This is a genomic window from Mesorhizobium sp. WSM4837, from assembly GCF_055811435.1.
Genome location: NZ_JBVVQE010000064.1, coordinates 1 through 24,986 on the forward strand (window position 1 = coordinate 1; position 24,986 = coordinate 24,986).

23 protein-coding genes are annotated in these 24,986 nt (G+C 63.0%); 17 read left to right on the top strand and 6 right to left on the bottom strand.

What is annotated here, in order from left to right:
• From AC0L3D_RS28190 to sufA, 7 genes are all read left to right on the top strand, one after another.
• The coding region (locus tag AC0L3D_RS28190; protein ID WP_473646495.1) for a cysteine desulfurase family protein at positions 1-1,190 on the top strand (1,190 nt) is incomplete at its 5' end.
• Positions 1,191-1,377: 187 nt separating this feature from the next.
• Positions 1,378-2,895, top strand: coding sequence for a Fe-S cluster assembly protein SufB (gene sufB, locus AC0L3D_RS28195; protein ID WP_027154150.1), 1,518 nt, complete (start codon positions 1,378-1,380; stop codon positions 2,893-2,895).
• Between the two features lie 30 nt (positions 2,896-2,925).
• Positions 2,926-3,681, top strand: coding sequence for a Fe-S cluster assembly ATPase SufC (gene sufC, locus AC0L3D_RS28200; RefSeq protein ID WP_091591425.1), 756 nt, complete (start codon positions 2,926-2,928; stop codon positions 3,679-3,681).
• A gap of 43 nt (positions 3,682-3,724) precedes the next feature.
• Positions 3,725-4,993 carry a Fe-S cluster assembly protein SufD gene (sufD, locus tag AC0L3D_RS28205; RefSeq protein ID WP_473646496.1) on the top strand — a complete coding sequence of 423 codons (1,269 nt, stop codon included), beginning with the start codon at positions 3,725-3,727 and terminating at the stop codon, positions 4,991-4,993.
• A 182-nt stretch (positions 4,994-5,175) separates the two neighbouring features.
• Complete coding sequence (locus tag AC0L3D_RS28210; RefSeq protein ID WP_473630179.1) at positions 5,176-6,417, top strand: cysteine desulfurase; 1,242 nt, start codon at positions 5,176-5,178, stop codon at positions 6,415-6,417.
• Between the two features lie 5 nt (positions 6,418-6,422).
• On the top strand, positions 6,423-6,815 hold the full coding sequence (locus AC0L3D_RS28215; protein WP_027154153.1) for an SUF system Fe-S cluster assembly protein: 393 nt from the start codon (positions 6,423-6,425) through the stop codon (positions 6,813-6,815).
• A gap of 89 nt (positions 6,816-6,904) precedes the next feature.
• A complete protein-coding gene (sufA, locus tag AC0L3D_RS28220; RefSeq protein ID WP_128168442.1) occupies positions 6,905-7,285 on the top strand; it encodes a Fe-S cluster assembly scaffold SufA in 381 nt (126 codons plus the stop codon).
• Between the two features lie 194 nt (positions 7,286-7,479).
• Here the strand turns inward: sufA and AC0L3D_RS28225 are convergent, their stop codons facing one another.
• Entirely contained in the window at positions 7,480-7,977 is a 498-nt protein-coding gene (locus tag AC0L3D_RS28225; RefSeq protein ID WP_091591419.1) for a GFA family protein, read from the bottom strand.
• Between the two features lie 90 nt (positions 7,978-8,067).
• On the opposite strand from AC0L3D_RS28225, the gene AC0L3D_RS28230 reads away from it, so the two are divergent.
• The gene (locus tag AC0L3D_RS28230; RefSeq protein WP_091591417.1) at positions 8,068-8,391 is read left to right on the top strand and encodes a TfoX/Sxy family protein; all 324 of its coding nucleotides are present in this window, start codon (positions 8,068-8,070) and stop codon (positions 8,389-8,391) included.
• 35 nt (positions 8,392-8,426) lie between these two features.
• On the opposite strand, the gene AC0L3D_RS28235 is transcribed toward AC0L3D_RS28230, so the two are convergent.
• Positions 8,427-9,347 (bottom strand): carbohydrate kinase family protein, encoded by a 921-nt coding sequence (locus AC0L3D_RS28235; protein WP_473646498.1) that lies wholly within the window; start codon positions 9,345-9,347, stop codon positions 8,427-8,429.
• A 276-nt stretch (positions 9,348-9,623) separates the two neighbouring features.
• Here AC0L3D_RS28235 and recA point away from each other — a divergent pair, with 276 nt between their 5' ends.
• The gene (recA, locus tag AC0L3D_RS28240) at positions 9,624-10,721 is read left to right on the top strand and encodes a recombinase RecA (protein ID WP_023798282.1); all 1,098 of its coding nucleotides are present in this window, start codon (positions 9,624-9,626) and stop codon (positions 10,719-10,721) included.
• 286 nt (positions 10,722-11,007) lie between these two features.
• Positions 11,008-13,674: an alanine--tRNA ligase gene (gene alaS / locus AC0L3D_RS28245; RefSeq protein WP_473646499.1), complete on the top strand. Its 2,667-nt coding sequence runs from the start codon at positions 11,008-11,010 to the stop codon at positions 13,672-13,674.
• 206 nt (positions 13,675-13,880) lie between these two features.
• On the opposite strand, the gene AC0L3D_RS28250 is transcribed toward alaS, so the two are convergent.
• Positions 13,881-14,507 carry a glutathione S-transferase family protein gene (locus AC0L3D_RS28250; RefSeq protein WP_128168445.1) on the bottom strand — a complete coding sequence of 209 codons (627 nt, stop codon included), beginning with the start codon at positions 14,505-14,507 and terminating at the stop codon, positions 13,881-13,883.
• Between the two features lie 8 nt (positions 14,508-14,515).
• A complete protein-coding gene (locus AC0L3D_RS28255; protein WP_128168446.1) occupies positions 14,516-15,727 on the bottom strand; it encodes an NADP-dependent isocitrate dehydrogenase in 1,212 nt (403 codons plus the stop codon).
• A gap of 217 nt (positions 15,728-15,944) precedes the next feature.
• Here AC0L3D_RS28255 and AC0L3D_RS28260 point away from each other — a divergent pair, with 217 nt between their 5' ends.
• The 6 genes from AC0L3D_RS28260 (at position 15,945) to AC0L3D_RS28285 (ending at position 20,790) form a co-directional block, all read left to right on the top strand.
• Positions 15,945-16,793 (top strand): RNA methyltransferase, encoded by an 849-nt coding sequence (locus AC0L3D_RS28260; RefSeq protein WP_287061876.1) that lies wholly within the window; start codon positions 15,945-15,947, stop codon positions 16,791-16,793.
• Between the two features lie 151 nt (positions 16,794-16,944).
• A complete protein-coding gene (gene murI, locus AC0L3D_RS28265) occupies positions 16,945-17,757 on the top strand; it encodes a glutamate racemase (protein ID WP_473507486.1) in 813 nt (270 codons plus the stop codon).
• 62 nt (positions 17,758-17,819) lie between these two features.
• Positions 17,820-18,008: a DUF3008 family protein gene (locus tag AC0L3D_RS28270; protein ID WP_023717374.1), complete on the top strand. Its 189-nt coding sequence runs from the start codon at positions 17,820-17,822 to the stop codon at positions 18,006-18,008.
• A 322-nt stretch (positions 18,009-18,330) separates the two neighbouring features.
• Positions 18,331-18,948 (top strand): 30S ribosomal protein S4, encoded by a 618-nt coding sequence (gene rpsD, locus AC0L3D_RS28275; RefSeq protein ID WP_023798277.1) that lies wholly within the window; start codon positions 18,331-18,333, stop codon positions 18,946-18,948.
• Between the two features lie 137 nt (positions 18,949-19,085).
• Positions 19,086-19,973 carry a tRNA 2-thiocytidine(32) synthetase TtcA gene (ttcA, locus tag AC0L3D_RS28280; protein WP_473481708.1) on the top strand — a complete coding sequence of 296 codons (888 nt, stop codon included), beginning with the start codon at positions 19,086-19,088 and terminating at the stop codon, positions 19,971-19,973.
• Positions 19,963-20,790: an inositol monophosphatase family protein gene (locus AC0L3D_RS28285; RefSeq protein WP_473481710.1), complete on the top strand. Its 828-nt coding sequence runs from the start codon at positions 19,963-19,965 to the stop codon at positions 20,788-20,790. The genes ttcA and AC0L3D_RS28285 overlap by 11 nt, the downstream gene beginning before the upstream one ends.
• A 73-nt stretch (positions 20,791-20,863) precedes the next feature.
• Here AC0L3D_RS28285 and AC0L3D_RS28290 read toward each other — a convergent pair whose 3' ends face one another.
• On the bottom strand, positions 20,864-22,408 hold the full coding sequence (locus tag AC0L3D_RS28290; RefSeq protein WP_473646501.1) for a GMC family oxidoreductase: 1,545 nt from the start codon (positions 22,406-22,408) through the stop codon (positions 20,864-20,866).
• 46 nt (positions 22,409-22,454) lie between these two features.
• Positions 22,455-23,132, bottom strand: a complete 678-nt coding sequence (locus tag AC0L3D_RS28295) for a FadR/GntR family transcriptional regulator (protein WP_091591403.1) — start codon at positions 23,130-23,132, stop codon at positions 22,455-22,457.
• A gap of 211 nt (positions 23,133-23,343) precedes the next feature.
• Between AC0L3D_RS28295 and AC0L3D_RS28300 the strand changes: the two genes are divergently transcribed.
• On the top strand, positions 23,344-24,972 hold the full coding sequence (locus tag AC0L3D_RS28300; protein ID WP_419696860.1) for a GMC family oxidoreductase: 1,629 nt from the start codon (positions 23,344-23,346) through the stop codon (positions 24,970-24,972).
• Positions 24,973-24,986 lie beyond the last annotated feature (14 nt).

Here is a 24,986-nt window from a genome sequence, read left to right on the forward strand (position 1 = left end):
CCGCGGGCGCCGGCCCGCCCCCGCCCCACCCCCCCCCCCCCCCCCCCCCCCCCCCGCGGCCCCGCGCGCGGGGCCCCCCCCCCCCCCCCGCGGCAATGATTGCCGCGCTCGATACTGCCGCCAACCCGTCGTCGGTCCATGCCGAAGGTCGTGCCGCACGGCGGCTGATCGAGAATGCAAGGCGCGATGTGGCGCTGCTGGTCAACGCCGGCGCCGAGCATGTCGTGTTCACCTCCGGTGCGACGGAAGCCGCCTCGACGCTGCTGACGCCGGATTGGCAGATGGGGCGCGGCACTGTCCGCATGAGCCGGCTCTATGTCTGCGAAGCCGATCATCCTTGTGTGCTGAACGGCGGGCGCTTTCCGGCAGCCCGGGTAACACGCATCGGCGTCGACGCCGACGGCATTGTCAGGCTGGACGCGCTGGCGGCGGCACTTGGCCGTCATGACAAGGCGGATGGCCTGCCGCTGGTGGCGATCCATGCCGCCAACAACGAGACCGGCGTCATCCAGCCGGTCGGGCGCATCGCCGAAATCGTCAAGGCGGCAGGCGGCATCCTGGTCGTCGACGCCGTGCAGGCAGCCGGTCGCATTCCGCTCGATATGTCAGCGGGTTATGCCGATTACTTGATTCTGTCTTCGCACAAGATCGGCGGCCCCATGGGCGTTGGCGCCATCGTCGCCGCCGCGGATCTGATGATGCCAAGGCCGTTGATCGCCGGCGGCGGCCAGGAAAAGGGTCATCGCGGCGGCACCGAAAACCTGGCCGCGATTGTCGGCTTTGGCGCAGCGGCGCGCGAGGCCCTGATCGGATTGAAGCGCATCGACGCCGTCGGCAGCCGCCGCGATGAGATCGAGGCGATCGTGAAAACGCTGGTGCCGGATGCGGAGATCTTCGGAACCGGCGCGCCGAGGCTTGCCAACACGACATTCTTCGCTATTGCGGGCATCAAGGCCGAGACGGCGCAGATCGCCTTCGACCTCGCCGGCGTGGCGCTGTCGGCCGGTTCCGCCTGTTCGTCGGGCAAGGTCGGCCCGAGCCATGTGCTGAAAGCCATGGGATACAATTACAGCCTTGGCGCTTTGCGCGTGTCCATCGGCCACGCAACGAGCGCGCAGGACATCGAACTGTTCCGCACTGCGCTGGCCGGCATTGCCTCACGCCGCGCAGGCAGGGAAGAAGCCGCCTGAGCGCGGCAAACAAACGCAGGCTTTTTGGCCTGGTAGAGCCGTGCGTTTCATGGTGGCCGGGTGAATTCCCGGCCGGGACGCACTATATGGGACTTACGCCGCCTCGGGTGCCTCGCGGGTACTGGTTTCGCGGTGCCATAGTTTGAAAACTGCCGGGCCTTGACCCCGGCGTGGATGGAGAACGCTGATGCCTGCTGTGCAGGACACGATCGATCGGGTCCGAAAGATCGACGTCGACCAATACAAATACGGATTCCAGACCGAAATCGCGATGGACAAGGCCCCAAAGGGCCTGAGCGAAGACATTATCCGCTTCATTTCGGCGAAGAAGGACGAGCCGTCCTGGATGCTGGAATGGCGTCTGGAAGCCTATCGGCGCTGGGTGACGCTGGACGAGCCGAAATGGGCGCGCGTCCATTATCCGAAGATCGATTTCCAGGACCTCTACTATTACGCGGCGCCCAAGAGCACGCCGGGACCGACATCGCTGAGCGACGTCGATCCCGAACTGTTGAGGGTCTATGAAAAGCTCGGCATCCCGCTGAGGGAACAGGAGATCCTCGCCGGTGTGCAGAAGACCGACGCGTCGGAACTCGAGGAAGCCAGCGACAATGTCTACAAGTCGGGCCGCGTCGCCGTCGACGCGGTGTTCGATTCGGTTTCCGTTGTCACCACCTTCAAGAAGGAGCTGGCGCAGGCCGGCGTCATCTTCTGCTCGATCTCGGAAGCCATCCGCGAGCACCCGGAACTGGTAAAAAAATATCTCGGCTCGGTCGTGCCGACCTCCGACAATTTCTACGCCACGCTGAATTCGGCGGTGTTCACCGACGGCTCCTTCGTCTTCGTGCCCAAGGGCGTGCGCTGCCCGATGGAACTGTCGACCTATTTCCGCATGAACGAGAAGAACACCGGCCAGTTCGAGCGCACGCTGATCATCGCCGAGGAAGGGGCCTACGTCTCCTATCTCGAAGGCTGCACGGCGCCGCAGCGCGACGAGAACCAGCTTCACGCTGCGGTTGTCGAGCTGATCGCGCTCGACGATGCCGAGATCAAATACTCGACGGTGCAGAACTGGTACCCCGGCGACGCCGAAGGCAAGGGCGGCATCTACAATTTCGTCACCAAGCGCGGCGACTGCCGCGGCCACCGTTCGAAGATTTCATGGACGCAGGTCGAGACCGGCTCGGCGATCACCTGGAAATATCCGAGCTGCATCCTGCGCGGCGACGATTCCAGCGGCGAATTCTATTCGATCGCCGTGTCGAACGGCTACCAGCAGGTCGACAGCGGCACCAAGATGATCCATCTCGGCAAGAACACGTCGAGCCGCATCATCTCCAAGGGCATCGCCGCCGGCTTCTCGCAGAACACCTATCGCGGCCAGGTCTCGGCGCACCGCAAGGCGACCAACGCCCGCAACTTCACCAACTGCGACTCGCTGCTGATCGGCGACCAGTGCGGCGCCCACACCGTGCCCTACATGGAAGCCAAGAACGCAACCGCGCAGTTCGAGCATGAGGCGACGACGTCGAAGATTTCCGAGGACCAGAAATTCTACGTCATGCAGCGCGGCATTCCCGAAGAAGAGGCGATCGCGCTGATCGTCAACGGCTTCGTCAAGGACGTCATCCAGCAACTGCCGATGGAATTCGCGGTCGAGGCGCAGAAGCTGATTGGGATCAGCCTCGAGGGCTCGGTCGGCTGACCGGACCGAAAATTTTCAGGAAAAGAAAAAATGCTTGAAATCAGAAATTTGCATGCTCGCATCGTCGATGACGGCACCGAGATCATCCGCGGCCTGAACCTGACAGTGAAAGCCGGCGAGGTCGCCGCCATCATGGGGCCGAACGGCTCGGGAAAATCGACGCTGTCCTACATCCTCGCCGGGCGCGAGGATTATGAGGTGACCGAAGGCGACATCCTCTACAACGGCCGGTCGATCCTCGAAATGGATCCTGCCGAGCGCGCCACATCAGGCATTTTTCTCGCCTTCCAGTATCCGATGGAGATACCCGGTGTGGCGACGATGGAATTCCTGAAAGTGGCGATGAACGAGCAGCGCAAGGCGCGCGGCGAGGAGCCGCTGAAGATCCCGGAATTCCTGAAGCGCGTGAAGGATGCCGCCGCCTTGCTCGACATGGACATGGCGATGCTGAAGCGGCCGCTCAATGTCGGCTTTTCCGGCGGCGAGAAGAAGCGCGCCGAGATCCTGCAGATGAAGCTTCTGGAGCCAAAACTGTGCGTGCTCGACGAGACCGATTCCGGCCTCGACATCGATGCGCTGAAGATCGTCTCGGAAGGCGTCAATGCGTTGCGCGCGCCGGACCGCGCCATCGTCATCATCACCCACTACCAGCGCCTGCTTCAGTACATCGTGCCGGATAGTGTGCACGTGCTGTACAGAGGCCAGGTGGTCAAGTCGGGCGACAAGTCGCTGGCGCTCGACCTCGAGGCCAACGGCTATGCCGGCGTGATCGGCCAAGCTGCGTGAGATGCCAGAAGGCCAAGAAGGCAAGCCAAACAAGGCGAGACCGATGAATATACATACGACACCCCAGCGAACGCCGGCCGAAACGGCGCTGATCGACGCCTTCAGCGACCGGCTGTCGCTGCTGCCCGGCGACGGCACGGTGATGCTGAAGCGCGACGACGCCATCGAGGCGATCAAGAGCGGCCTGCCGACGCGGCGCATCGAATCCTGGCACTACACCGACCTGCGCCGCCTGTTGACTTCGGTTCCGGATTTCGATCCCGCAGCCGCCCCAAAAGCCATTGCGCCTGTCGTCGAAGGATCCGCTGTCCTGCCGGTGCTCAACGGCGTGACGAGTGCGAAAATGCCTGAAATCGAGGGCATTGCCGTGCAGCGCCTGTCGGAGAAACTGACCGACGGCAGCATCGCACCGGGCCTCGATCCCTACGGCGCCGACGACGCCATCGGCGCGCTGAACACCGCTTTCGTTGCCGACGGCTATTTTGTCGACATTGCCGACGGCACCGAACTGGACAAGCCGATCGAACTGCAGAACCTGCAGGCCGGCGGCCAGACGCATGTCCGCCTCAGCGTCCGCGTCGGCGCCGGCGCCAAGGCCGTGATCGTCGAGCGCCAGGCGGGCGAGGGCGCCGCACTCGTGAGTTCGGTCAGCCAGCTTCTGCTTGACGAGGGCGCCGAGGTGACCTGGCTGATCGTGCAGGAGCAGCCGGATACGGCGACGCATCTTGCCCAGTTCAAGGCGCATCTCGGCAAGAATGCGAAGCTGACGCTGTTCGTGATGAACGCCGGCGGCAAGCTGGTGCGCCAGGAGATCGTGGTCAGGACGACCGGCGAAGGCGCCGATTTCACGCTGCGCGGCATCAACCTGCTGGCCGGTGACACCCATACCGACGTGACCATGGTGCTCGACCATGCGGTGCCACATACGGCTTCGACGGAAGTGATCCGCAACGTGGTGACGGGAAGAGCGCGCGGCGTCTTCCAGGGACGCATCAACGTCCACCAATACGCGCAGAAGACCAACGCCAAGATGGCCTGCAACACGCTGCTTCTGTCGGATGACGGCGAGTTCTCGACCAAGCCTGAGCTCGAAATCTTCGCCGACGACGTCGTCTGCGGCCACGGCGCCACCGTCACCGAGATCGATCATAGCCACTTGTTCTACCTGATGGCGCGCGGCATCGACGAGAAGGCCGCTCGTGGCCTGCTGGTCAAGGCCTTCGTCGCCGAGGTGATCGAGGAACTGGACGACGAGGCGATCGTCGAGGCGCTGGAAACGAGGCTCGACGGCTGGTTCGCGGCGCACGGTTGACAGTGGGTGAGGGTTTGGCGCCTCGGCCAGCACCCCTCATCCGTCGCCTTCGGCGACACCTTCTCCCAGGGGAGAAGGAAGAGCGCCTCTCCTTCTCCCCTTGTGGGAGAAGGTGGATTGGCGCGAAGCGCCAAGACGGATGAGGGGTGCTGGAAGGAACGCGGCGTAGCAAGGACTTCGAGATGGACCAGAAAGTCGAAAACATCCCCTACGACGTCGAGGCGATCCGCCGCGACTTTCCGATCCTGTCGCGGGAAGTCTACGGCAAACCGCTGGTCTATCTCGACAACGGCGCTTCGGCGCAGAAGCCGCAGGCCGTGCTCGACGCCATCCAGCACGCCTACGCCCAGGAATATGCCAACGTCCATCGCGGGCTGCATTTCCTGTCGAATGCCTCGACCGACGCCTTTGAGAACGCGCGCAAGATAGTGCAAAGATTTCTCAACGCGCCAAGCACCGACAACATCGTCTTCACCTCGAACACGACCGCGGCGATCAACACCGTTGCTTATGGTTATGGCATGCCCAATATCGGCGAGGGCGATGAAATAGCCCTGTCGATCATGGAACACCATTCCAACATCGTGCCGTGGCATTTCATCCGCGAGCGCCAGGGCGCGAAGCTGGTCTGGGTGCCGATCGACGATCTCGGCGTCTTCCATATCGAGGAGTTCGAGAAGCGGCTGAGCGATCGCACAAAACTGGTCGCCATCACGCACATGTCGAATGCGCTGGGCACGGTGACGCCGATCAAGGAGATCGTCCGTATCGCGCATGCGCGCGGCATTCCGGTGCTGGTCGATGGCAGCCAGAGCGCCGTGCACATGCCGATCGACGTGCAGGACCTCGACTGCGATTTCTTCGTCTTCACCGGCCACAAGGTTTATGGGCCCTCGGGCATCGGCGTGCTCTACGGCAAGAAGGACATGCTGGAGCGCATGCGCCCGTTCATGGGCGGCGGCGAGATGATCGAGGAGGTGACGCAAGACATCGTCACCTACAACGATCCGCCGCACCGTTTCGAGGCCGGCACGCCGCCGATCGTCCAGGCGATCGGGCTGGGTGCGGCGCTCGAATATATGGAAAAGATCGGCCGCGAGCGCATCGCCGCCCACGAGGCCGATCTCAGGGATTATGCCCATCAGCGGCTGCGCGCCATCAATTCGCTGCGCATCTTCGGCGATGCGCCTGACAAGGGCGCCATCATCTCCTTCGAGCTGCAAGGCATTCATGCCCACGACGTGTCGATGGTGATCGACAGGCAAGGCGTCGCCGTCCGTGCCGGCACCCATTGCGCCCAGCCGCTGTTGAAACGTTTTGGCGTAACCTCCACATGCAGGGCATCGTTCGGCATGTATAACACCAGAGCCGAAGTCGACGCTTTGGCCGATGCGCTCGAAAAAGCGCGAAAGTTCTTCGGATGACGATCATGGATGATGCAGGCCACACCGCTGAGACCACGTCGGAAACGGTAACCAATGAGGTGGTTTCCGCCTCGGCCATTCCCGCCGACGAACTGGCACGGCTGACCGACGACATCGTTTCGGCGCTGAAGACGGTCTACGACCCAGAAATCCCGGCCGACATCTATGAGCTCGGCCTGATCTACAAGATCGACATCGAGGACGACCGCTCGGTCAAGATCGACATGACCCTGACCGCGCCGGGCTGCCCGGTGGCCGGCGAAATGCCGGGCTGGGTGGAAAATGCCGTCGGCGCCGTCGAAGGCGTTTCCGGCGTCGAGGTCAACATGACCTTCGATCCGCCCTGGTCGCCCGACCGCATGTCGGAAGAGGCGCAGGTCGCGGTGGGCTGGTATTGAGGCGCACTTGCGCCAGGCAGAAAACTTCACCATTTTAGGTGAAGACTCATTCCGCAGGCCTTGAACCTGCGCGAACGCGGAGAAAAAGAATGGGACGCTTCGCCGTCATCACGATGACCGAAAGGGCTGCCGATCGGGTTCGCGAGATCGTCGCGACCCGTGAGAATGCGCATGGCATTCGCCTTGGCATCAAGAAGGGCGGCTGCGCCGGTATGGAATATACGGTCGATCTGGTGACCGAGCCCAACACCAAGGACGATCATATCGAGCGCGACGGCGCCCATGTCTATGTCGCGCCTGAGGCAGCGCTTTTCCTGTTCGGCACCGAGATGGATTTCGAGCAGACGACGCTGCGCACAGGCTTCACCTTCCGCAACCCGAACCAGAGCTCGGCCTGCGGCTGCGGCGAATCGGTGGAGCTCAAGCCGGCCGATCTGAAGGCCCTGGCCGAGGCGCGCGCATCGGCCTGATCTTCCTTCGCCCCCGTGTCTCACTCATCCGGCCCTTCGGGCCACCTTCTCCCCGCTGGGGAGAAGAGGCTTGCATCAACGCTGGCCACCTCCTCTCCCCTCGGGGAGAGGTCGGATTGCCCCGAATTGCCCTTCGCAATTCGGTTGGCAATCCGGGTGAGGGGGCTTAGCCTATGTAAACGGGGAGAAGGGACCTAATCCACCCACATTCCCGTTCGTTTGTGCCAGTCTGCGATCGATTCCTCGGGATAGACGTCGAAGACCTTGTCGTCCTTGCCGATTTCGGGCTCGACCCAGTTCGCCTTGTATTTCAGCATGAGGTGCACCTTTTCAGGCGGTTTCGGCAGGTCTGTGTCGATCGCCGAGGCGAAGGGGTGGACCAGTTCCGGCCAGGTCCGGTCATAGAGCCACAGTGCCGAACCACATTTTTTGCAGAAATTCCGCTCGCCTGACGAGATCTCGCATTGCGGATGCTCGTCGTCCTCGATCTCGGCCTGGTAGACGCCAAGATGGCGCTTGCCCTTGATTTTCAGCGTCTCGAAATCGGCACCGAGATTGATGGCAAAGCCACCGCCGCCCTGCTGCTTGCGGCAGATCGAGCAGTAGCACAGCATGAACGGCACCGGCGTGTGGCTTTCCACCTCGAAGCGGACGGCATTGCACCGGCAGGACCCTTTGAGCAGAAGCGGCATGAAAAACTCCGACGAAATTGGCTTTCAACTTGTCAGGATGGCGCCGGCTGCGGCGATGACAAGGGGAAATCCGGGTGACATGATCGCCGCATGGACAATGAACGCATTGCCGAACTTTTCGAAGGCCTCGGACCGGTCAGCATTCGCAAGATGTTCGGCGGCAAGGGCATCTATTTCGACGGCGTGATCGTCGCCATCGTCATTCGTGACGAATTGATGCTGAAAGCCGATGCGGAAAGCGCGCCCGAATTCGAGGCGGCCGGCTGCCGGCAATGGACCTATACGGGGTCGCGGCACGGCAAGCTGGTGTCGATGCCGTATTGGAGCGTTCCCGACAGCGCCTTCGACGACCCGGATGAGATGGCGGTCTGGGCACGCCTGGCCTATGAGGCGGGGCTGCGTGCCGGCAAATAGGTGGGGGTTGAGGGGCGGCGCCAACATCCAGGATTTCATGCCAGGTCGCGCGCCTCGGGCACGAATGCCAGCGCCTCGGCAAAGATAGCGCTCGTGAAGGTGGCGCTCTCGACGGCGAGCATTGCTGCGGCAACGCCTTCGCGCAGCGCTGCGCCCAGCGTCAGGCCGCGCAGCAGGGCGGCCATCGTCGCGCCCGCCAGCGCATCGGCGGCGCCGACCGTGACTTTTTTCGGTGCCAGGATCGAGAAGGCGCCGGCCGCGTCGAAACCCAGCACCGGACCGTCACCAGCGGTGACCACGCCGCTTTTCAGGCCGGCGCGTCTTAGGCCGTCGACAATGCCACGCTCGTCGGCATCGACGTCGGCGCCGGTAAGCGCGCCGGCCTCGCGCCGGTTCATGAAGGCCATCGCCAGAAACTCAAGCACCAGCGTCAGCCGCGCCGCCTTGCTGGGCGAAACGGCAAGTGCAAACACGGGCTTGTCGGCTGCAAGCGCTACCAGCCGCTCGAGCGCCGCCGACGGCAGGTTTGCGTCGCAAAGGACTGCATCAGCGGTGCTGATTGCCTCGCGCACCTTGGCACGGCGGATCTGCTTGGCAAGCGCCAGGTCGTAGAGCGCCATGTCGGCGAGGCCGGCGATCAGCGCGCCGTCGCCGTCGATCAGCACTGTGTTGCTCGGTGTCGTGGGATCGAGGAACACCACGGACAGATCGGCAATGCCGGCTGCAGCAATGGCGCGTGAAAGCGTATCGGCCAGAACATCGCCGCCCCGTACCGAAAGCAGCGACCCGGAGACGCCGCGGCGCACGGCGCAGCGCAGCGCATTGAAGACGGCGCCGCCGACTTCCTCGCGCATCGTGCCGGGGTTCGACGCCGCCGGCACGAAGGCGCCCGAAACCTGGCCGCGCCGCTCGATATAGGCGCCGCCTACTGCCAGGATCGTCGGCGACTTCATCATGCCCAGTGAGATGACCTTTGCTGCTGCCGGGTGGAGACTAGGTTGTCCGGCGGAACCCGGCAACCGGAGGCGCGATTCGGAAGATGCCTAGCAGAATCCTGCGGGTGAAGCCGGGATGCATCCCGGGTAAAAATACGAAACAAAAAATGAACAAATCCGGATATTGTTGGTTTTTCAATCGGTTGTATCCCCTTGCCAATCGAGAACAAAAAAGGTACAAATTGATAGGGATTACGGATTGTCCGGCCTTCATTGACGACCAAGGGGTGATGTATCATGGCTCAGAATTCTTTGCGGCTTGTAGAGGACAAAACGGTGGACAAATCAAAGGCTCTGGATGCGGCGCTGTCGCAAATCGAGCGTGCCTTCGGCAAGGGCTCGATCATGCGGCTCGGCGCAAACGAGCAGGTCGTCGAGATCGAAACGGTGCCGACCGGTTCGCTTGGCCTCGACATCGCGCTCGGCGTCGGCGGCCTGCCGCGCGGCCGCATCATCGAGATCTACGGGCCGGAAAGCTCGGGCAAGACGACGCTGGCGCTGCACACTGTGGCGGAGGCCCAGAAGAAGGGCGGCATCTGCGCCTTCGTCGATGCCGAGCACGCGCTCGACCCGGTCTATGCCCGTAAGCTCGGCGTCGACCTCGAAAACCTCTTGATCTCGCAGCCCGATACCGGCGAGCAGGCGCTGGAGATCTGCGACACGCTGGTGCGTTCCGGCGCCATCGACGTGCTGGTGGTCGATTCGGTCGCGGCGCTGACGCCGCGCGCCGAAATCGAAGGCGAGATGGGCGATTCGCTGCCCGGCCTGCAGGCCCGCCTGATGAGCCAGGCGCTGCGCAAGCTGACCGCCTCGATCTCGCGCTCCAACACCATGGTCATCTTCATCAACCAGATCCGCATGAAGATCGGCGTCATGTTCGGTTCGCCCGAGACCACGACCGGCGGCAACGCGCTGAAATTCTACGCTTCGGTGCGCCTCGACATTCGCCGCATCGGCTCGGTCAAGGACCGCGACGAGGTCGTCGGCAACCAGACCCGCGTCAAAGTGGTCAAGAACAAGCTGGCGCCGCCCTTCAAGGTGGTCGAGTTCGATATCATGTATGGCGAGGGCGTGTCCAAGACCGGCGAGCTGGTTGACCTCGGCGTCAAGGCCGGCGTGGTCGAAAAGTCCGGCGCCTGGTTCTCCTACAATTCGCAGCGTCTCGGCCAGGGCCGCGAGAATGCAAAACTGTTCCTGCGCGACAATCCCGATACGGCGCGCGAAATCGAATTGGCACTACGGCAGAATGCCGGGCTGATTGCGGAAAAGTTCCTCGAGAATGGTGGTTCCGAAGGCGGAGACGATGGTTTCGAGGACGAAGCCGGCGCCATGTAGGCTTCGGCAGTGGCCGGAGTTTGGCCATGATTCCCGCGCATCAGCTCCAGCCTGTGTAATCGAGTCCTGTATTGTTGCGTTCGAACCGCCGGCATAGCGCCGGCGGTTTGCGTTTCAGCGGTGGCGCCGAGATGACCGGCAGGCCGGCAACGAGATGACCGGCAAGCCCCGCAAATTGGCCCAATTCCGTGTTTCTGGACAGGGTGCAACGCGGCGGCTAAAAGGCCATGTCCATTTGCCGTCGGCCGCGCCGGCGGCTCTCTCTAAAAGCTAAAAGGCAGTATTCATGAGTGGCGTGAACGAGATCCGGTCGACATTCCTCGACTATTTCCGCAAGGAGGGTCACGAGGTCGTCGCGTCGAGCCCGCTGGTGCCGCGCAACGACCCGACACTGATGTTCACCAATGCCGGCATGGTGCAGTTCAAGAACGTTTTCACCGGCCTGGAAAAGCGACCCTACTCGCGTGCCACGACGGCTCAGAAGAGTGTTCGCGCCGGCGGCAAGCACAACGACCTCGACAATGTCGGCTACACCGCGCGCCACCTGACCTTCTTCGAGATGCTCGGTAATTTCTCGTTCGGCGACTATTTCAAGGAGCGCGCCATCGAGCTTGCCTGGGACCTGATCACCAGGGAGTTCGGGCTGAAGAAGGACAAGCTGCTGGTCACGGTCTATCACACCGACGACGAGGCTGCCGGCTACTGGAAGAAGATCGCCGGCTTTTCCGACGATCGTATCATCCGCATTCCGACCTCGGACAATTTCTGGGCGATGGGCGACACCGGACCTTGCGGTCCGTGCTCGGAGATCTTCATCGACCGTGGCGAGCACATCTGGGGCGGCCCTCCCGGCAGCCCCGAGGAGGATGGCGACCGTTTCCTCGAATTCTGGAACCTGGTGTTCATGCAGTATGAACAGGTGACGAAGGATGAGCGCATCGACCTGCCGCGCCCGTCGATCGACACCGGCATGGGCCTGGAGCGCATGGCCTCCATTCTGCAAGGGGTCGAGAGCGTCTTCGAGACCGACCTGTTCCGTCACCTGATCGAGGCCGCGTCATCCGCGCTCGGCCGCGGTCCGGATGCCGACACCGTCGGATCGTTCCGCGTCATCGCCGACCATTTGCGTTCGTCCTGCTTTCTGGTGGCCGACGGCGTGCTGCCGTCCAATGAGGGCCGCGGCTACGTGCTGCGTCGCATCATGCGCCGCGCCATGCGCCATGGGCAGCTTTTGGGCGCCGGTGATCCGCTGATGTGGCGGCTGGTGCCGGCGCTGGTGCGCGAGATGGGCCAGGCCTATCCGGAACTGGTGCGCGGCGAACAGATGATCACCGAGACGCTGAAGCTTGAAGAAACCCGTTTCCGCAAGACGCTGGTGCGCGGCTTGGGCCTGCTTTCGGAAGCGACGGAAAAGCTGGGTGCCGGCGACATGCTGGATGGCGAGACCGCCTTCAAGCTCTACGACACCTATGGCTTTCCGCTCGATCTGACGCAGGACGCGCTCCGTCAGCGCAACATCTCGGTCGATCTTGCCGGCTTCACCAATGCGATGGAGCAGCAGAAGGCCGAGGCGCGCAAGAGCTGGGCTGGTTCCGGCGAGGCGGCGACCGAAACAGTGTGGTTCCCGGTGCGCGAGAAGCATGGCGCCACCGAGTTCCTCGGCTACGAGACCGAGCAGGCGGAAGGCCTCATCCAGGCGCTGGTCAGGGACGGCAAGATCGTCGACAGCGCCGCCAACGGCGAGGCGGTTGCCGTAGTCGTCAACCAGACGCCGTTCTATGGCGAATCCGGCGGCCAGGTGGGTGATACCGGCGTCATTTCAGGCGAAGGGTTCTCAATCGAGATCTCCGATACGCAGAAGAAGGCCGACGGGCTTTTCGTGCATCTCGGCAAGGTGGCCGACGGCACGGTCGACACGGGCGCGACCGTCGAGCTGAAGGTCGACCATGCGCGCCGCTCCAGGCTGCGCGCGAACCATTCCGCGACGCATCTGATCCACGAAGCGCTGCGCGAGGTGCTAGGCACCCATGTCGCGCAGAAGGGCTCACTGGTCGCGCCCGAGCGTCTGCGCTTCGACATTTCGCACAACAACCCGATCTCGCCTGACGAGATCGAAGAGGTCGAGCGGATGGCGAACGAGATCGTCGTCCAGAACAGCCCGGTCACCACGCGGCTGATGTCGGTCGACGATGCCATTGCCGAAGGCGCCATGGCGCTGTTCGGCGAAAAGTATGGCGATGAGGTGCGCGTCGTTTCGATGGGCACGGGCTTGCATGGCGCCAAGGCCAACCGGCCCTATTCGGTCGAGCTATGCGGCGGCACCCATGTCAGGGCGACCGGCGATATCGGTCTGGTGCGCATCGTGTCGGACAGCGCCGTCGCCGCCGGCGTGCGCCGCATCGAGGCGCTGACCGGAGAGGCGGCCAGAAAGCATCTCGACGAGCAGGACAAACGGCTGAAGGCCACTGCGGCGGCGTTGAAGATCTCGCCGGCCGACGTGCCGGCGCGCGTCGAAGCGCTGTTGGACGAGCGCAAGAAGCTCGAGAAAGAACTGACCGAAGCGCGCAAGAAACTGGCGCTGGGCGACCGCTCGCCAGCCGGCGTGCCTGCCGAGAACGAGACCATTGCCGGTGTCGGCTTCCTCGGCAAGGCGGTATCGGGTGTCGCGCCGAAGGATTTGAAGCCGTTGGCCGATGCCGGCAAGAAGTCGCTCGGCTCCGGCGTCGTCGTCTTCGTCGGCGCCGGCGAGGACAACAAGGCCAGCGTCGTGGTCGGCGTCACCGACGACCTGACCGGCCGCTTCAGCGCTGTCGATCTGGTGCGTGTGGCGTCCGCGGCCTTGGGCGGGCAGGGCGGCGGCGGTCGGCCTGACATGGCCCAGGCCGGCGGCCCGGACGCCTCAAGGGCCGAAGACGCGATCGCTGCGGTGAAGGCGGCTCTGGAGGCGGCCTGATCGGTTGCTGGGGGTCTGGGAGGCACCCCCCTCTGTCCTGCCGGACATCTCCCCCTCAAGGGGGGAGATTGGCAGCTTCATTGCCCTGCCTTTTTCTCAAACGTCGAAAATTGGCGAAAACAATCGTGACATCCGATCTCCCCCCTTGAGGGGGAGATGTCCGGCAGGACAGAGGGGGGTGCTGTCCCTCGGCCTTTCGGACTTTGTCACCCAGCCTTTTCAGTACGGGCAAAACTCTCCCGTAGGGCGATGCGCGCGAACCAGTCCCGAAGATCTGGAAACTCGGCCAGCAGTTTCCGTCCCTCAGTGACCTTGGCGAAATAGCCGATGATGGGTGCTGCATGGAGGTCGGCCAGCGTCAGTTGCTCGCCCAGCAGCCATGGCCCCTCGGCTTTCAGCGATGAGAGCGCCTTAAGTGTCGTTCTCGCCTGCAGAAGCCCATTTGCGATCAAAGCCTCGTCAGGCGCCGTTTTCTCCAGCCGCTCGACGGCGACATCCCAGACCATGGCTCGATAGGCATAGGCGTCGAGCATGCCGATGATCTGGTTCATACGTGCGCGAGGCCGGGCTTCGATCGGTTGCAACGCCGGGCCGTCGAACGCTTCGTCGACATAGCGGGCGATCGCGCCGGTCTCGTGGAGGCGGAACCCGTCATGCTCGAAGGCCGGGATGCGGCCGAACGGCTGATGGTCGAAATACCAGCCCGGAATGCCGTCCGCCGCGAAGATGTCGACCGGCACAAGTTCGTAGCCGATGCCTTTTTCCTCGAGTGCGAGGCGGACGATGCGTACATAGACGCTGTAGTCCGCCCCGTAGACGACGGGCCTGCTCACAACGCTGGTCAGGCCATCGCCTTCTGCAGATTCTCGTCGATCTTGTCGAGGAAGCCGGTGGTCGAAAGCCATGGCTGGTCGGGACCGATCAGCAGCGACAGATCCTTGGTCATGAAGCCGGCTTCGACGGTCTGGATGCAGACTTTTTCCAGCGTCTCGGCAAAACGCATCAGCTCGGCATTGTCGTCGAGTTTGGCGCGGTGCGCCAGGCCGCGTGTCCAGGCGAAGATCGAGGCGATCGAATTGGTCGAGGTTTCCTCGCCCTTCTGGTGCTGCCGATAATGACGGGTGACGGTGCCGTGCGCCGCCTCCGCCTCCACCGTCTTGCCGTCCGGCGTCATCAGCACCGAGGTCATCAGGCCGAGCGACCCAAAACCTTGCGCCACGGTGTCCGACTGAACGTCGCCATCATAGTTCTTGCAGGCCCAGATATAGCCGCCCGACCATTTCAGGCTGGAGGCAACCATGTCATCGATCAGCCGGTGCTCGTACCAGAGCTTCTTGGCTTTGAACTCGGCTTCGAACTCTGCCTCGTAGACTTCCTGGAAAATGTCCTTGAAGCGGCCGTCATAGGCCTTGAGGATGGTGTTCTTGGTCGAGAGGTAGACCGGGTAGTTGCGCAGCAGGCCGTAATTGAGCGAGGCGCGGGCGAATTCGCGGATCGAGTCGTCGAGATTGTACATGGCCATGGCGACGCCGGCGGCCGGCGCCTCGAACACGTCATGCTCGATCACCTGGCCGTCTTCGCCGACGAACTTGATCGTCAGCTTGCCCTTGCCGGGGAAGCGGAAGTCGGTGGCGCGGTACTGGTCGCCGAAGGCATGACGGCCGACGATGATCGGTTTGGTCCAGCCGGGCACCAGCCGCGGCACGTTCTTCATGATGATCGGCTCGCGAAAGATGGTGCCGCCGAGGATGTTGCGGATGGTGCCGTTCGGCGACTTCCACATCTTCTTCAGCCCGAATTCCTCGACACGCTGCTCGTCGGGGGTGATCGTCGCGCATTTCACGCCGACGCCGTGCTTCTTGATGGCATTGGCCGAATCGATGGTCACCTGGTCGTTGGTGGCGTCGCGGTGCTCAACGCTGAGGTCGTAATATTCAAGCTTGAGGTCGAGATAGGGGTGGATCAGCTTGTCCTTGATGAACTGCCAGATGATGCGGGTCATCTCGTCGCCGTCGAGTTCGACGACCGGGTTCGCCACCTTGATCTTCGCCATGGAAAGAATGCCTCATTGTTGGGGATCGGAACGGCCTTGCCCGCATGGCTTTGGCCGGGGATGCGGCCCGTATATCAAAGCATTTTTGGCCGCGCAAACGGCGATCCGCCCCAGCGGGCTCGCCCCTGGCATCGGGCGTTGCCTGCCAAAGCTTCATTTTCGCGGCCGGATATGGCAGGGGACGCTGAAATGCCGCAAACAGCAGTTCATTGAGACAATGCAAGCCAGCAACGACATCCTTCCTGCCACCGGCCCGGCGATCATCCTGGTCGAGCCGCAGCTCGGCGAGAATATCGGCATGGTCGCGCGCGCCATGGCGAATTTCGGTCTGTCCGAACTGCGCCTCGTTAATCCGCGCGACGGCTGGCCGAGCGAAAAGGCGCGCGCTGCCGCGAGCCGCGCCGACCACGTCATCGATGCCGCTGGAGTATATGACGATCTGGCCTCGGCGGTCGCCGACCTGAATTTCGTCTTCGCCACCACGGCGCGCGCGCGCGATAATTTCAAACCGGTGCGCGGACCGGTCGAGGCGGGCAGGGCGCTGAGAGCGCGGCAGCGATCCGGACAGCGCACCGGCATTCTGTTCGGCCGCGAGCGGTTCGGGCTCTACAATGACGAGGTCGGCCTCGCCGACGAGATCGTCACCTTCCCGGTCGATCCCGCCTTCTCCTCGCTCAACATCGCCCAGGCCGCCTTGCTGATGTCCTATGAGTGGATGAAGTCGGGCCTGGAAGACGAGACCAAAACCAACTTTTCCAGTCCCGACATGATGCCGGCGACCAAGGAACAGTTGCACGGCCTGTTCGCCTATCTGGAAGGCGCGCTCGAAGCGCGCGGCTATTTCCGCCCGGCGGCGAAGAAGCCGAAAATGGTCGACAACCTGCGCGCGGTGCTGACGCGCGCCGGCTTCGCCGAGCCGGAGCTCAAGGTGCTGCGCGGCATAATATCATCGCTGGACAGGTTTTCGCCGGCCATGCCGCGCGGCGACGGATCGCCGGGCGATGATCCCAGGCGGCTTCCGGCAGCGGCCCGCGCCGCCAAGGCGACAGACAAGGACCAGGCCTGAGAGACAGGCTCTAGCCGTAACCGAATGTTATTTGCTGTGGTCCATCATCCCAAAAATGATGGATCAGGCCTAAAATGATGAATAGGGATTTGTGACCATCTTCCCGCCGCGGGCCCGCAGCCTTCTCCGCCTTCTCCTGTAGACGATGACAATGACCGATCCTTCAAGCGCCCGCCCGATCCTGATGTTCGATTCCGGCATCGGCGGCCTGACGGTGCTGCGCGAAGCGCGGGTGCTGATGCCCGACCGCCGCTTCGTCTATGTCGCCGACGACGCGGCTTTCCCTTACGGGGCTTGGGAGGAAGCGGCACTGAGGGCACATGTGCTGGAGCTGTTCGGCAAGCTGCTTGATCGTTTTTCGCCGGCCATTTCGGTCATCGCCTGCAACACCGCCTCGACTCTGGTCATCGATGCGTTGCGCGAAAGATTTCCCGGTCATCCTTTCGTCGGCACGGTGCCGGCGATCAAGCCGGCAGCGGAACGCACGCGCTCCGGGTTGGTTTCGGTGCTGGCGACGCCCGGCACCGTCAAGCGCCAGTATACCCGCGACCTGATCGGCAAATGGGCGCAGAAATGCCATGTCCGCCTGGTTGGCAGCGACCGTCTGGCGGGACTGGCCGAAGTCTATATGCGCGATGGCTTTGTCGATGAAGAGGCGGTGCGTGCCGAGATCGCGCCGTGCTTCGTCGAACATGACGAATTGCGGACCGACATCGTCGTGCTTGCCTGCACCCACTATCCCTTTCTGGCCAATCGCATGCGCAAGACGGCACCCTGGCCGGTCGATTGGCTCGATCCCGCCGAGGCGATCGCGCGGCGGGCGCTCTCGCTGCTCGCGCATGCCGAGGCCAGCCACCGCGGCGAGGCGTTGCCGGAAGGCGCCGACCTTGCTGTCTTCACCTCGAAGCGGGTCGATTTCCCGACTCGCCGCCTGATGCAGGGGTTTGGGCTGGCGATTTCCTGATATCTGGGAACATCACCACGACCGGTGCGTTTTTCCCGCATCGCAAGACGGGAGAAACGATCATGCCAGCCACTTCAAAAGCCCAGCAGAAAGCCGCCGGCGCGGCTTTGTCCGCCAAGCGTGGCGAGACCAAGAAGAGCGAGCTCAAGGGCGCTTCGAAGGGAATGTACAAATCGATGAGCGAAAAGCAGCTCGAGGAGTTCGCCGAGACCAAGCGCAAGGGCCTGCCGGAGAAGAAATCGAAACACTAGCCGCTTGTCCCACCTGCAGGACAGGTCCCATGATTGGATAGCCGCGGTCCCGCACACAGCGCGCGGGGATACCGCGGCGTATCGGCTGCCATCATCGACGCCTACCGCGACCTTGACACCAGTCAAATCTCCGTCTAATCAGCCCCCAACGCCGGGCCGCAACGTCCGGTGGTTTCTTTATGTGCAATGACGTGTCCCGTGGGTTTTCCGCCGCGTTGCGTGGGAGAACCCTGTCAGGTCTCGAAAACGGGGGCCAGAGGAGGGCGCGTTTCCTTCACCCGGACCATGAGGTGCCGGGTGTGTCTTTTTGAAAGGGAATGCGATGAGCAAGCGCGAATCCGCGAAATACAAGATCGACCGCCGTCTCGGCGAAAACATCTGGGGTCGCCCGAAGTCCCCGGTCAACAAGCGCGAATACGGTCCCGGCCAGCACGGCCAGCGCCGCAAGGGCAAGCTTTCCGATTTCGGCCTGCAGCTGCGTGCCAAGCAGAAGCTGAAGGGTCACTACGGCGACGTGTCGGAAAAGCAGTTCCGCAAGGTCTATGAAGAGGCGAACCGCCGCAAGGGCGACACCTCGGAGAACCTGATCGGCCTGCTCGAGTCGCGTCTCGACGCGGTCGTCTACCGCGCCAAGTTCGTGCCGACCATTTTTGCCGCTCGCCAGTTCGTCAATCACGGCCACATCAATGTCAACGGCAAGCGCGTCAACATCGGCTCATACCGCTGCAAGCCGGGCGATGTCATCGAAGTGCGCGAGAAGTCGAAGCAGCTGGTGATCGTCCTGGAATCGGTAGGCCTGGCTGAGCGCGACGTGCCTGATTACATTGAGGTCGATCATAACAAGATGACGGCGTCCTTCGGGCGCATCCCCGGGCTGTCGGATGTTCCCTTCGCCGTGCAGATGGAACCGAACCTGGTCGTCGAATTCTATTCGCGCTGATCGATTTTTTTCATCTGCGACATCATCGAAGGCCGCCCTCGAGGCGGCCTTTTCTTTAGGATTCCGAAAATCGATTTCGATTTTCGGGCCGATGCGCTACTCCGGGCAGCAACAAGGATTTTTGGGGCCGCCGCGCGATGAACATGCTGCCAGAAACAATCGAACCGATCGCCGATGCCGCAGGCGGCTTTCATCCGCTGTTTGCCGATGTGCCGTCCTCCGTCGAATTCAACAAGCTGCGCAAGCGGCTGCTGCGTCTCGCCCGTCAGGCGATCGACGATTTTTCGATGGTCAAGCCCGGCGATCGCTGGCTGGTCGCCTTGTCTGGCGGCAAGGATTCCTACGGCCTGCTTGCGTTGCTGCTCGATCTCAAATGGCGCGGGCTGCTGCCGGTCGACCTGCTGGCCTGCAATCTCGACCAGGGCCAGCCGAACTTTCCGAAACACATTCTGCCCGATTATCTCAACACATACGCCATTGCGCACCGCATCGAATATCAGGACACCTATTCGGTGGTGACCGACAAGCTTCCCCAGGGCAGCACCTATTGTTCGCTGTGCTCACGGCTCAGGCGCGGCCATCTCTACCGCATCGCGCGCGAGGAGGGCTGCTCGGCTTTGGTGCTCGGCCACCACCGCGAAGACATTCTCGAAACCTTTTTCATGAACCTGTTGCATGGCGGGCGCCTCGCCGCCATGCCGCCAAAACTGCTCAACGACGACGGCGACGTCATGGTGCTGCGGCCGCTCGCCTATTGCGCCGAGGCCGATCTCGAAAAATTCGCCGGCGCCATGAAGTTCCCGATCATCCCGTGCGATCTGTGCGGCAGCCAGGACGGCTTGCAGCGCAATGCGATGAAGGCGATGCTCGACGACCTGGAAAAGCGCATGCCCGGCCGCAAGGACACGATGATCCACGCCATGACCAATGTGCGGCCCTCGCATCTGCTCGACAGAAAGCTGTTCGATTTCGCCGCCCTCAACGAGACCCTGACCGCAAGGCAAGACCTTCCCGATGACATTTGACGATACCGCAATCGACTGGCTCGCCAAGCTTCTGTCCGACGCTGCCATTGCCGAGATCATGCCGCGCTTTCGCCGGCTGGATGAGGGCGACGTCCGCCAGAAGACCTCGGCAGCCGATCTGGTGACGGAGGCCGATGTGAGTGCCGAGCGGCTCATCACCGTCAGGCTGCGTGAGCGCTACCCGCAGGCGATGATCGTCGGCGAGGAAGCCTGCTCCGACGACCCGGCGCTGCTCCAGGGCCTCGGCGAAGCCGATCTCGCCTTCGTCATCGATCCGGTTGACGGCACTTTCAATTTCGCCTCCGGCGTGCCGCTGTTCGGCGTCATGCTGGGCGTCGTGGTGAAGGGCGAGACCGTCGCCGGCATCATTCACGATCCCATCGGCAAGGACTGGCTGATCGGCGCCAGCGGTGCTGGCAGCCACATACGGCATGCGCATGGCACTTTGGAGAAGGTGCATGTCGCCGAGCCTGCGCCGCTCTCGCAAATGACCGGCGCGGTTTCCTGGCAGTATATGCCCGAGCCGGAACGGTCACGGCTGGCGCGCAACCAGACGAAATCCTTGTCGCAATTCGGCTATCGCTGCGCGGCTCACGAATACCGCCTGCTGGCGAGCGGCCACGCCCACTTCGTCGTCTACAACAAGCTGATGCCGTGGGATCATCTGGCCGGTGTGCTGATCCACGCCGAGGCCGGTGGTTACGCCGCGCGTTTCGACGGCAGCACCTATCGGCCTTCGCATGTCGGCGGTGGCCTTCTTGTCGCACCGGACGAAGCAAGCTGGCGCGAACTGCGCCGGGAACTCTGGGCGGAATAGGCCGTTTGGCATCGATCCGATTCGGGCCATGCCCGGCCGATCCGATTTTTGGGATCATGCGCTAATGCGGCGGTCAAACGCGACGCGCTTTAGGCGGAACTGACGCCCAAGTTTCCGCTATGGCGACTACCGCGGCATTGATGGGTCCGCTCGGGATCGTCGGCATCACCGACGCGTCGACGATGAAGGCGTTGTCGAAGCCGTTCAGCCGCAAATCCGGGTCGACGACTGCGTCGGCATCCCCGCCCATCCTGCACGTGCCGGCAGGATGATGATGTGTGGAGGCAGCGCTGGCGATGAAAGCGTCAAGCTCGTCGTCCGACTGCACCTGTGATCCCGGCAGGATTTCCACATCGCGCCACTCGTCGAGCGCTCGATGATGGCCAATCGCGCGCGCCGTCTTCAGCGCTATCCGGAAAACGGCCCGGTCATGTTCGGTTTCGAGATAATGCGGATCGATGATCGGTGCATCGTTCCGGCCCGGCCCGCTCGGTGCGATGCACCCACGACTGGTCGGCTGGGTGACGCCGCAGAGTATCGTGAAAGCCGAGCCGTAGGGCGGCGCATTCAAGCCCACTGCGGCCGATGGAGCAACGACGCAGGCGAGTACGATATCGGGGCTTCCCGTCGAACGGGTCGGGTCGCTGCCGTGCAGATACATCAGCGATTCCGAGTGCTGCAGGCGCGACGGCGGCAGCGGCTTTTTCGTGCTGTAGACGTTCCCAAGGGCCAGCAGATGGTCCTGCAGATTGCGGCCGACATCGCGCCGGTCGGCACGACAGCGAATCCCCGCCCGCTTCAGCGTATCCGGATCGCCGATGCCCGACCGCATGAGGATGAGCGGCGACGACACCGCGCCGGCACAAAGAACGATCCTGTCGGCGGAGATCGTCATGCTCTCCCCATCGCACACGACAGCCACACCCGTGGCCCGCTGGCCTTCCAGCACGAGGTGCTCGACCTCGTGGGCGGTGAGCAGAGTGAGGTTCGGCCGCACCATGACCTCCGGCGGCAGATAGGCGTCGGCGACGCTCAGGCGTTTGCCGGCGCGGATATTCAGCGAATTAGGGCTCGTGCCAGCGAGCTCGCCGCTGTTGTGGTCGGTAAGGGCGGGGATCCCCATGGCCTGTCCAGCGGCTATATAGGCGCGGACGACGGGGCTGACCTCCGCATCCGGCAGATAGACGTCCAACGGTCCGCTGCGGCCGCGCGACGGCGCGTCGAAGGCGGTGAAAGCTTCGCTGCGGACGAAGCCCGGCAACAAGCCCGAAAAGGACCAGCGCTCGCCGCCTGCTACTGCCCAGGGCCGGAAATCATCGGGATGGCCACGCACATAGGCCATGGCATGCAGGCAGCTAGAACCGCCGACGATCTTTCCGCGCGGCCATTCGTGGACGCGGTTTGCGGTAAAGGGTTGCGGCACCGTCCGATAAGCCCAGTCATAAGCGCGGCCCTGCAGCATCGTCCATTTCAAAGGGTCGGCGATATCGGGATCGGACGGCATGGCCCCGGCTTCGATCAGGCCGACCTGGCACGAGCTGTCCTCGCTTAGCCGGCTAGCCACCACCGAGCCGGCAGATCCGGCGCCGACGACCAGCACGTCGAAATGACGCATCAATTTGAAAATTCCCGCGAGCAGGCTGTCTGGCTAGAAAGCGAGACGCTCATGCCGCAAAAGCGCCGGCATTCGACCGTTCCGTGATTCGTCTTTGCACGGATAGCAAATGCGCGCGCATGGCCGCTTCGGCTGCTTCGGGGTCGCGTTTCGAGATCGCTTCCGCGATCAGACGATGTTCGCCGTCGCGCTCGGCGATCCGCTTAGGGCAGGTGGGCGCTGCGGTCCGTGCGACCTTCACCCGCGCATCGACCCCGACCTGGCGCAGCATCTTGTAGAATTCGGCGGCAAGATGGTTGCGGGCGGCAGCGACAATGGCGGAATGAAAAGCGAAATCGACCGCGCCAGACGAGGCATTCTCCGGCGTGGTTGCCGCATCGATGATCCGGGCCGTCTCGAACGAGGACGCGCGCAGCGATGCCAGCCGGGCGAGGCCCGGTTCCATGAGCAGGCGCAACTCCAGAACCTCGATGGGGTTGGTTACCCTGACAAGTTCTTCGCCATATCGGGGCAGGGCGGTCGGCGCACGCCTGGCGCGCGTCGGTTTCAAATCACCTGATTGGCGCAGCATCTCGAGCGCCTTGCGAAGCTGATGGCGTTTCACGTTGAGATGTTCGGCAAGGTCACGCTCGGAAGGAAGCTTGCCGCCACCCTGCTGCAACTGGCGGACCGCTGCGATGATGTCGTCGAGATCAGACGATACGACCTGCGGCTCGAATGCGCTCAAAACCAAATCTCCTGTCTGATCGGCAGCGGTCGACTCGACGTCCCGATATCAAGTTGTGACACGGAATCGATGAGAACAGCACTCAACCAACTCAACCAATCTACATCTGCGCCCGGTGGTTGACAACACCAGTTGCGCGATGGTTGAGTACCGCAGTTGTTTCTTTGACGGCTCATATCTCGGCGGGGCCGTCTTCTCCCGAGGACAGTGCATGCCGTTTGGGGAAACTTTCGACTATGTCATTGTCGGCGCCGGGTCGGCCGGCTGCGTGCTTGCAAACCGCCTGAGCGAAGATCCTGATGTTTCCGTGCTGCTCCTGGAAGCTGGCGACTGGGATCGCGATCCGATGATCCACATCCCGCTCGGCTGGGGTAAGATCCTGACCGAACGCCGTCATGACTGGATGTATTTCTGCGAGCCCGAGGCCAATGTCGGCGGACGCAAGGTCGAATGTGCGCGCGGCAAGGTCATCGGCGGCTCCTCCTCCACCAACGCCATGGCTTATGTGCGCGGCAATCGCGGCGATTACGACCGCTGGGCGGCCAGCGGTCTCACCGATTGGTCATTCGACAAGGTGCTGCCCTATTTCAAGAAGCAGGAGCGCTGGGAAAAAGGCGAGAGCGACTATCGCGGCGGCAGCGGGCCGCTGAACACGCAGTTCTGCCGCTACAAGGACGAACTGATCGATGCCTTCGCTACGGCGAGCCGGGATGCCGGATATCCCCAGACCGACGATTACAATGGCCCGGTGCAGGAAGGCTTTGGGCGCCTGCAGATGACGATCGCAAACGGTCGCCGCTGCTCGACCGCGTCGGCCTATCTGCGTCCCGCCATGCGCCGCAGCAATGTCAAGGTGCTGACCGGCGCGATGGCGACGCGGATCGTGCTGAAGGATGGGCGAGCGACCGGCATCGCCTATACCAGGGGCGGCGCGACCCACCAGGTGCTGGCGCGGCATGAGGTCGTGCTTGCCGGCGGCGTCATCAACACGCCGCAGTTGCTGATGCTGTCGGGGATCGGCGATAGCGGCGAGCTCGCCGCGCATGGTATCGAGACGAAAGTAGACCGTCCGCAGGTCGGCAAGAACCTGCAGGACCATGTCTCGGTCATTCTGATGTATCGGCGCAAGCAGCCGGGGCCATTCCACAAGATGATGCGGGCCGATCGTATCGGGCTGGATTTCGTCAAGACCTATTTTACCGGAAAGGGCTTTTCGGGAGATGTGCCCGGCGGGGTCGTGGCGTTTCTGAAAAGCGATGCAAGCCGGCCGTTGCCGGATGTTCAGCTGCTTTTCACGGCTGCGCCGCTTGCCGCATGGCCTTACATGCCGCCATTCAAAGCTTCCTTCGCCGATGGCTTTGCGACCCGCATCGTCGCCGTCCAGCCGGAGAGCAGGGGGAGTGTGGAACTGGCGTCGAACGACCCGTTGGCCGCGCCGCTGATCCACCAGAATTTCCTGTCTTCGCCGCGCGACTGGCAGTCGCTTCGCGCCGGCTTCCGCGTCGCGCGCAACCTCGCTGCACAACCGTCGATGACGCCGTTCATCGCCTCGGAGTTCTTTCCGGGCTCACAATGCCAGAGCGACGATGAGATCGATGAGCATATTCGCAACACCTCGATCACTGTGCATCATCCGGCCGGCACCTGCCGCATGGGTGTCGACGCGGAGTCGGTGGTCGACCCGCAACTACGGGTGCGCGGCGTTGCCGGCCTTCGCGCGGTGGATGCTTCTGTGATGCCGGATCTCGTTTGCGGCAACATCAATGCGGCGGTCATCATGATCGCCGAAAAGGCCTCGGACCTGATCCGCGGCCGTGCTGAACAAAGCATGGCCGCGTAATTGCTGTCGCCCGG

Bases quoted from the DNA above. Each gene is read 5' to 3' on its own strand.
- sufB (WP_027154150.1), top strand. From the start codon at position 1,378: ATGCCTGCTGTGCAGGACACGATCGATCGGGTCCGAAAGATCGACGTC.
- sufC (WP_091591425.1), top strand. From the start codon at position 2,926: ATGCTTGAAATCAGAAATTTGCATGCTCGCATCGTCGATGACGGCACC.
- sufD (WP_473646496.1), top strand. From the start codon at position 3,725: ATGAATATACATACGACACCCCAGCGAACGCCGGCCGAAACGGCGCTG.
- AC0L3D_RS28210 (WP_473630179.1), top strand. From the start codon at position 5,176: ATGGACCAGAAAGTCGAAAACATCCCCTACGACGTCGAGGCGATCCGC.
- AC0L3D_RS28215 (WP_027154153.1), top strand. From the start codon at position 6,423: ATGGATGATGCAGGCCACACCGCTGAGACCACGTCGGAAACGGTAACC.
- sufA (WP_128168442.1), top strand. From the start codon at position 6,905: ATGGGACGCTTCGCCGTCATCACGATGACCGAAAGGGCTGCCGATCGG.
- AC0L3D_RS28225 (WP_091591419.1), bottom strand. From the start codon at position 7,977: ATGCCGCTTCTGCTCAAAGGGTCCTGCCGGTGCAATGCCGTCCGCTTC.
- AC0L3D_RS28230 (WP_091591417.1), top strand. From the start codon at position 8,068: ATGGACAATGAACGCATTGCCGAACTTTTCGAAGGCCTCGGACCGGTC.
- AC0L3D_RS28235 (WP_473646498.1), bottom strand. From the start codon at position 9,347: ATGATGAAGTCGCCGACGATCCTGGCAGTAGGCGGCGCCTATATCGAG.
- recA (WP_023798282.1), top strand. From the start codon at position 9,624: ATGGCTCAGAATTCTTTGCGGCTTGTAGAGGACAAAACGGTGGACAAA.
- alaS (WP_473646499.1), top strand. From the start codon at position 11,008: ATGAGTGGCGTGAACGAGATCCGGTCGACATTCCTCGACTATTTCCGC.
- AC0L3D_RS28255 (WP_128168446.1), bottom strand. From the start codon at position 15,727: ATGGCGAAGATCAAGGTGGCGAACCCGGTCGTCGAACTCGACGGCGAC.
- AC0L3D_RS28260 (WP_287061876.1), top strand. From the start codon at position 15,945: ATGCAAGCCAGCAACGACATCCTTCCTGCCACCGGCCCGGCGATCATC.
- murI (WP_473507486.1), top strand. From the start codon at position 16,945: ATGACCGATCCTTCAAGCGCCCGCCCGATCCTGATGTTCGATTCCGGC.
- AC0L3D_RS28270 (WP_023717374.1), top strand. From the start codon at position 17,820: ATGCCAGCCACTTCAAAAGCCCAGCAGAAAGCCGCCGGCGCGGCTTTG.
- rpsD (WP_023798277.1), top strand. From the start codon at position 18,331: ATGAGCAAGCGCGAATCCGCGAAATACAAGATCGACCGCCGTCTCGGC.
- ttcA (WP_473481708.1), top strand. From the start codon at position 19,086: ATGAACATGCTGCCAGAAACAATCGAACCGATCGCCGATGCCGCAGGC.
- AC0L3D_RS28285 (WP_473481710.1), top strand. From the start codon at position 19,963: ATGACATTTGACGATACCGCAATCGACTGGCTCGCCAAGCTTCTGTCC.
- AC0L3D_RS28300 (WP_419696860.1), top strand. From the start codon at position 23,344: ATGCCGTTTGGGGAAACTTTCGACTATGTCATTGTCGGCGCCGGGTCG.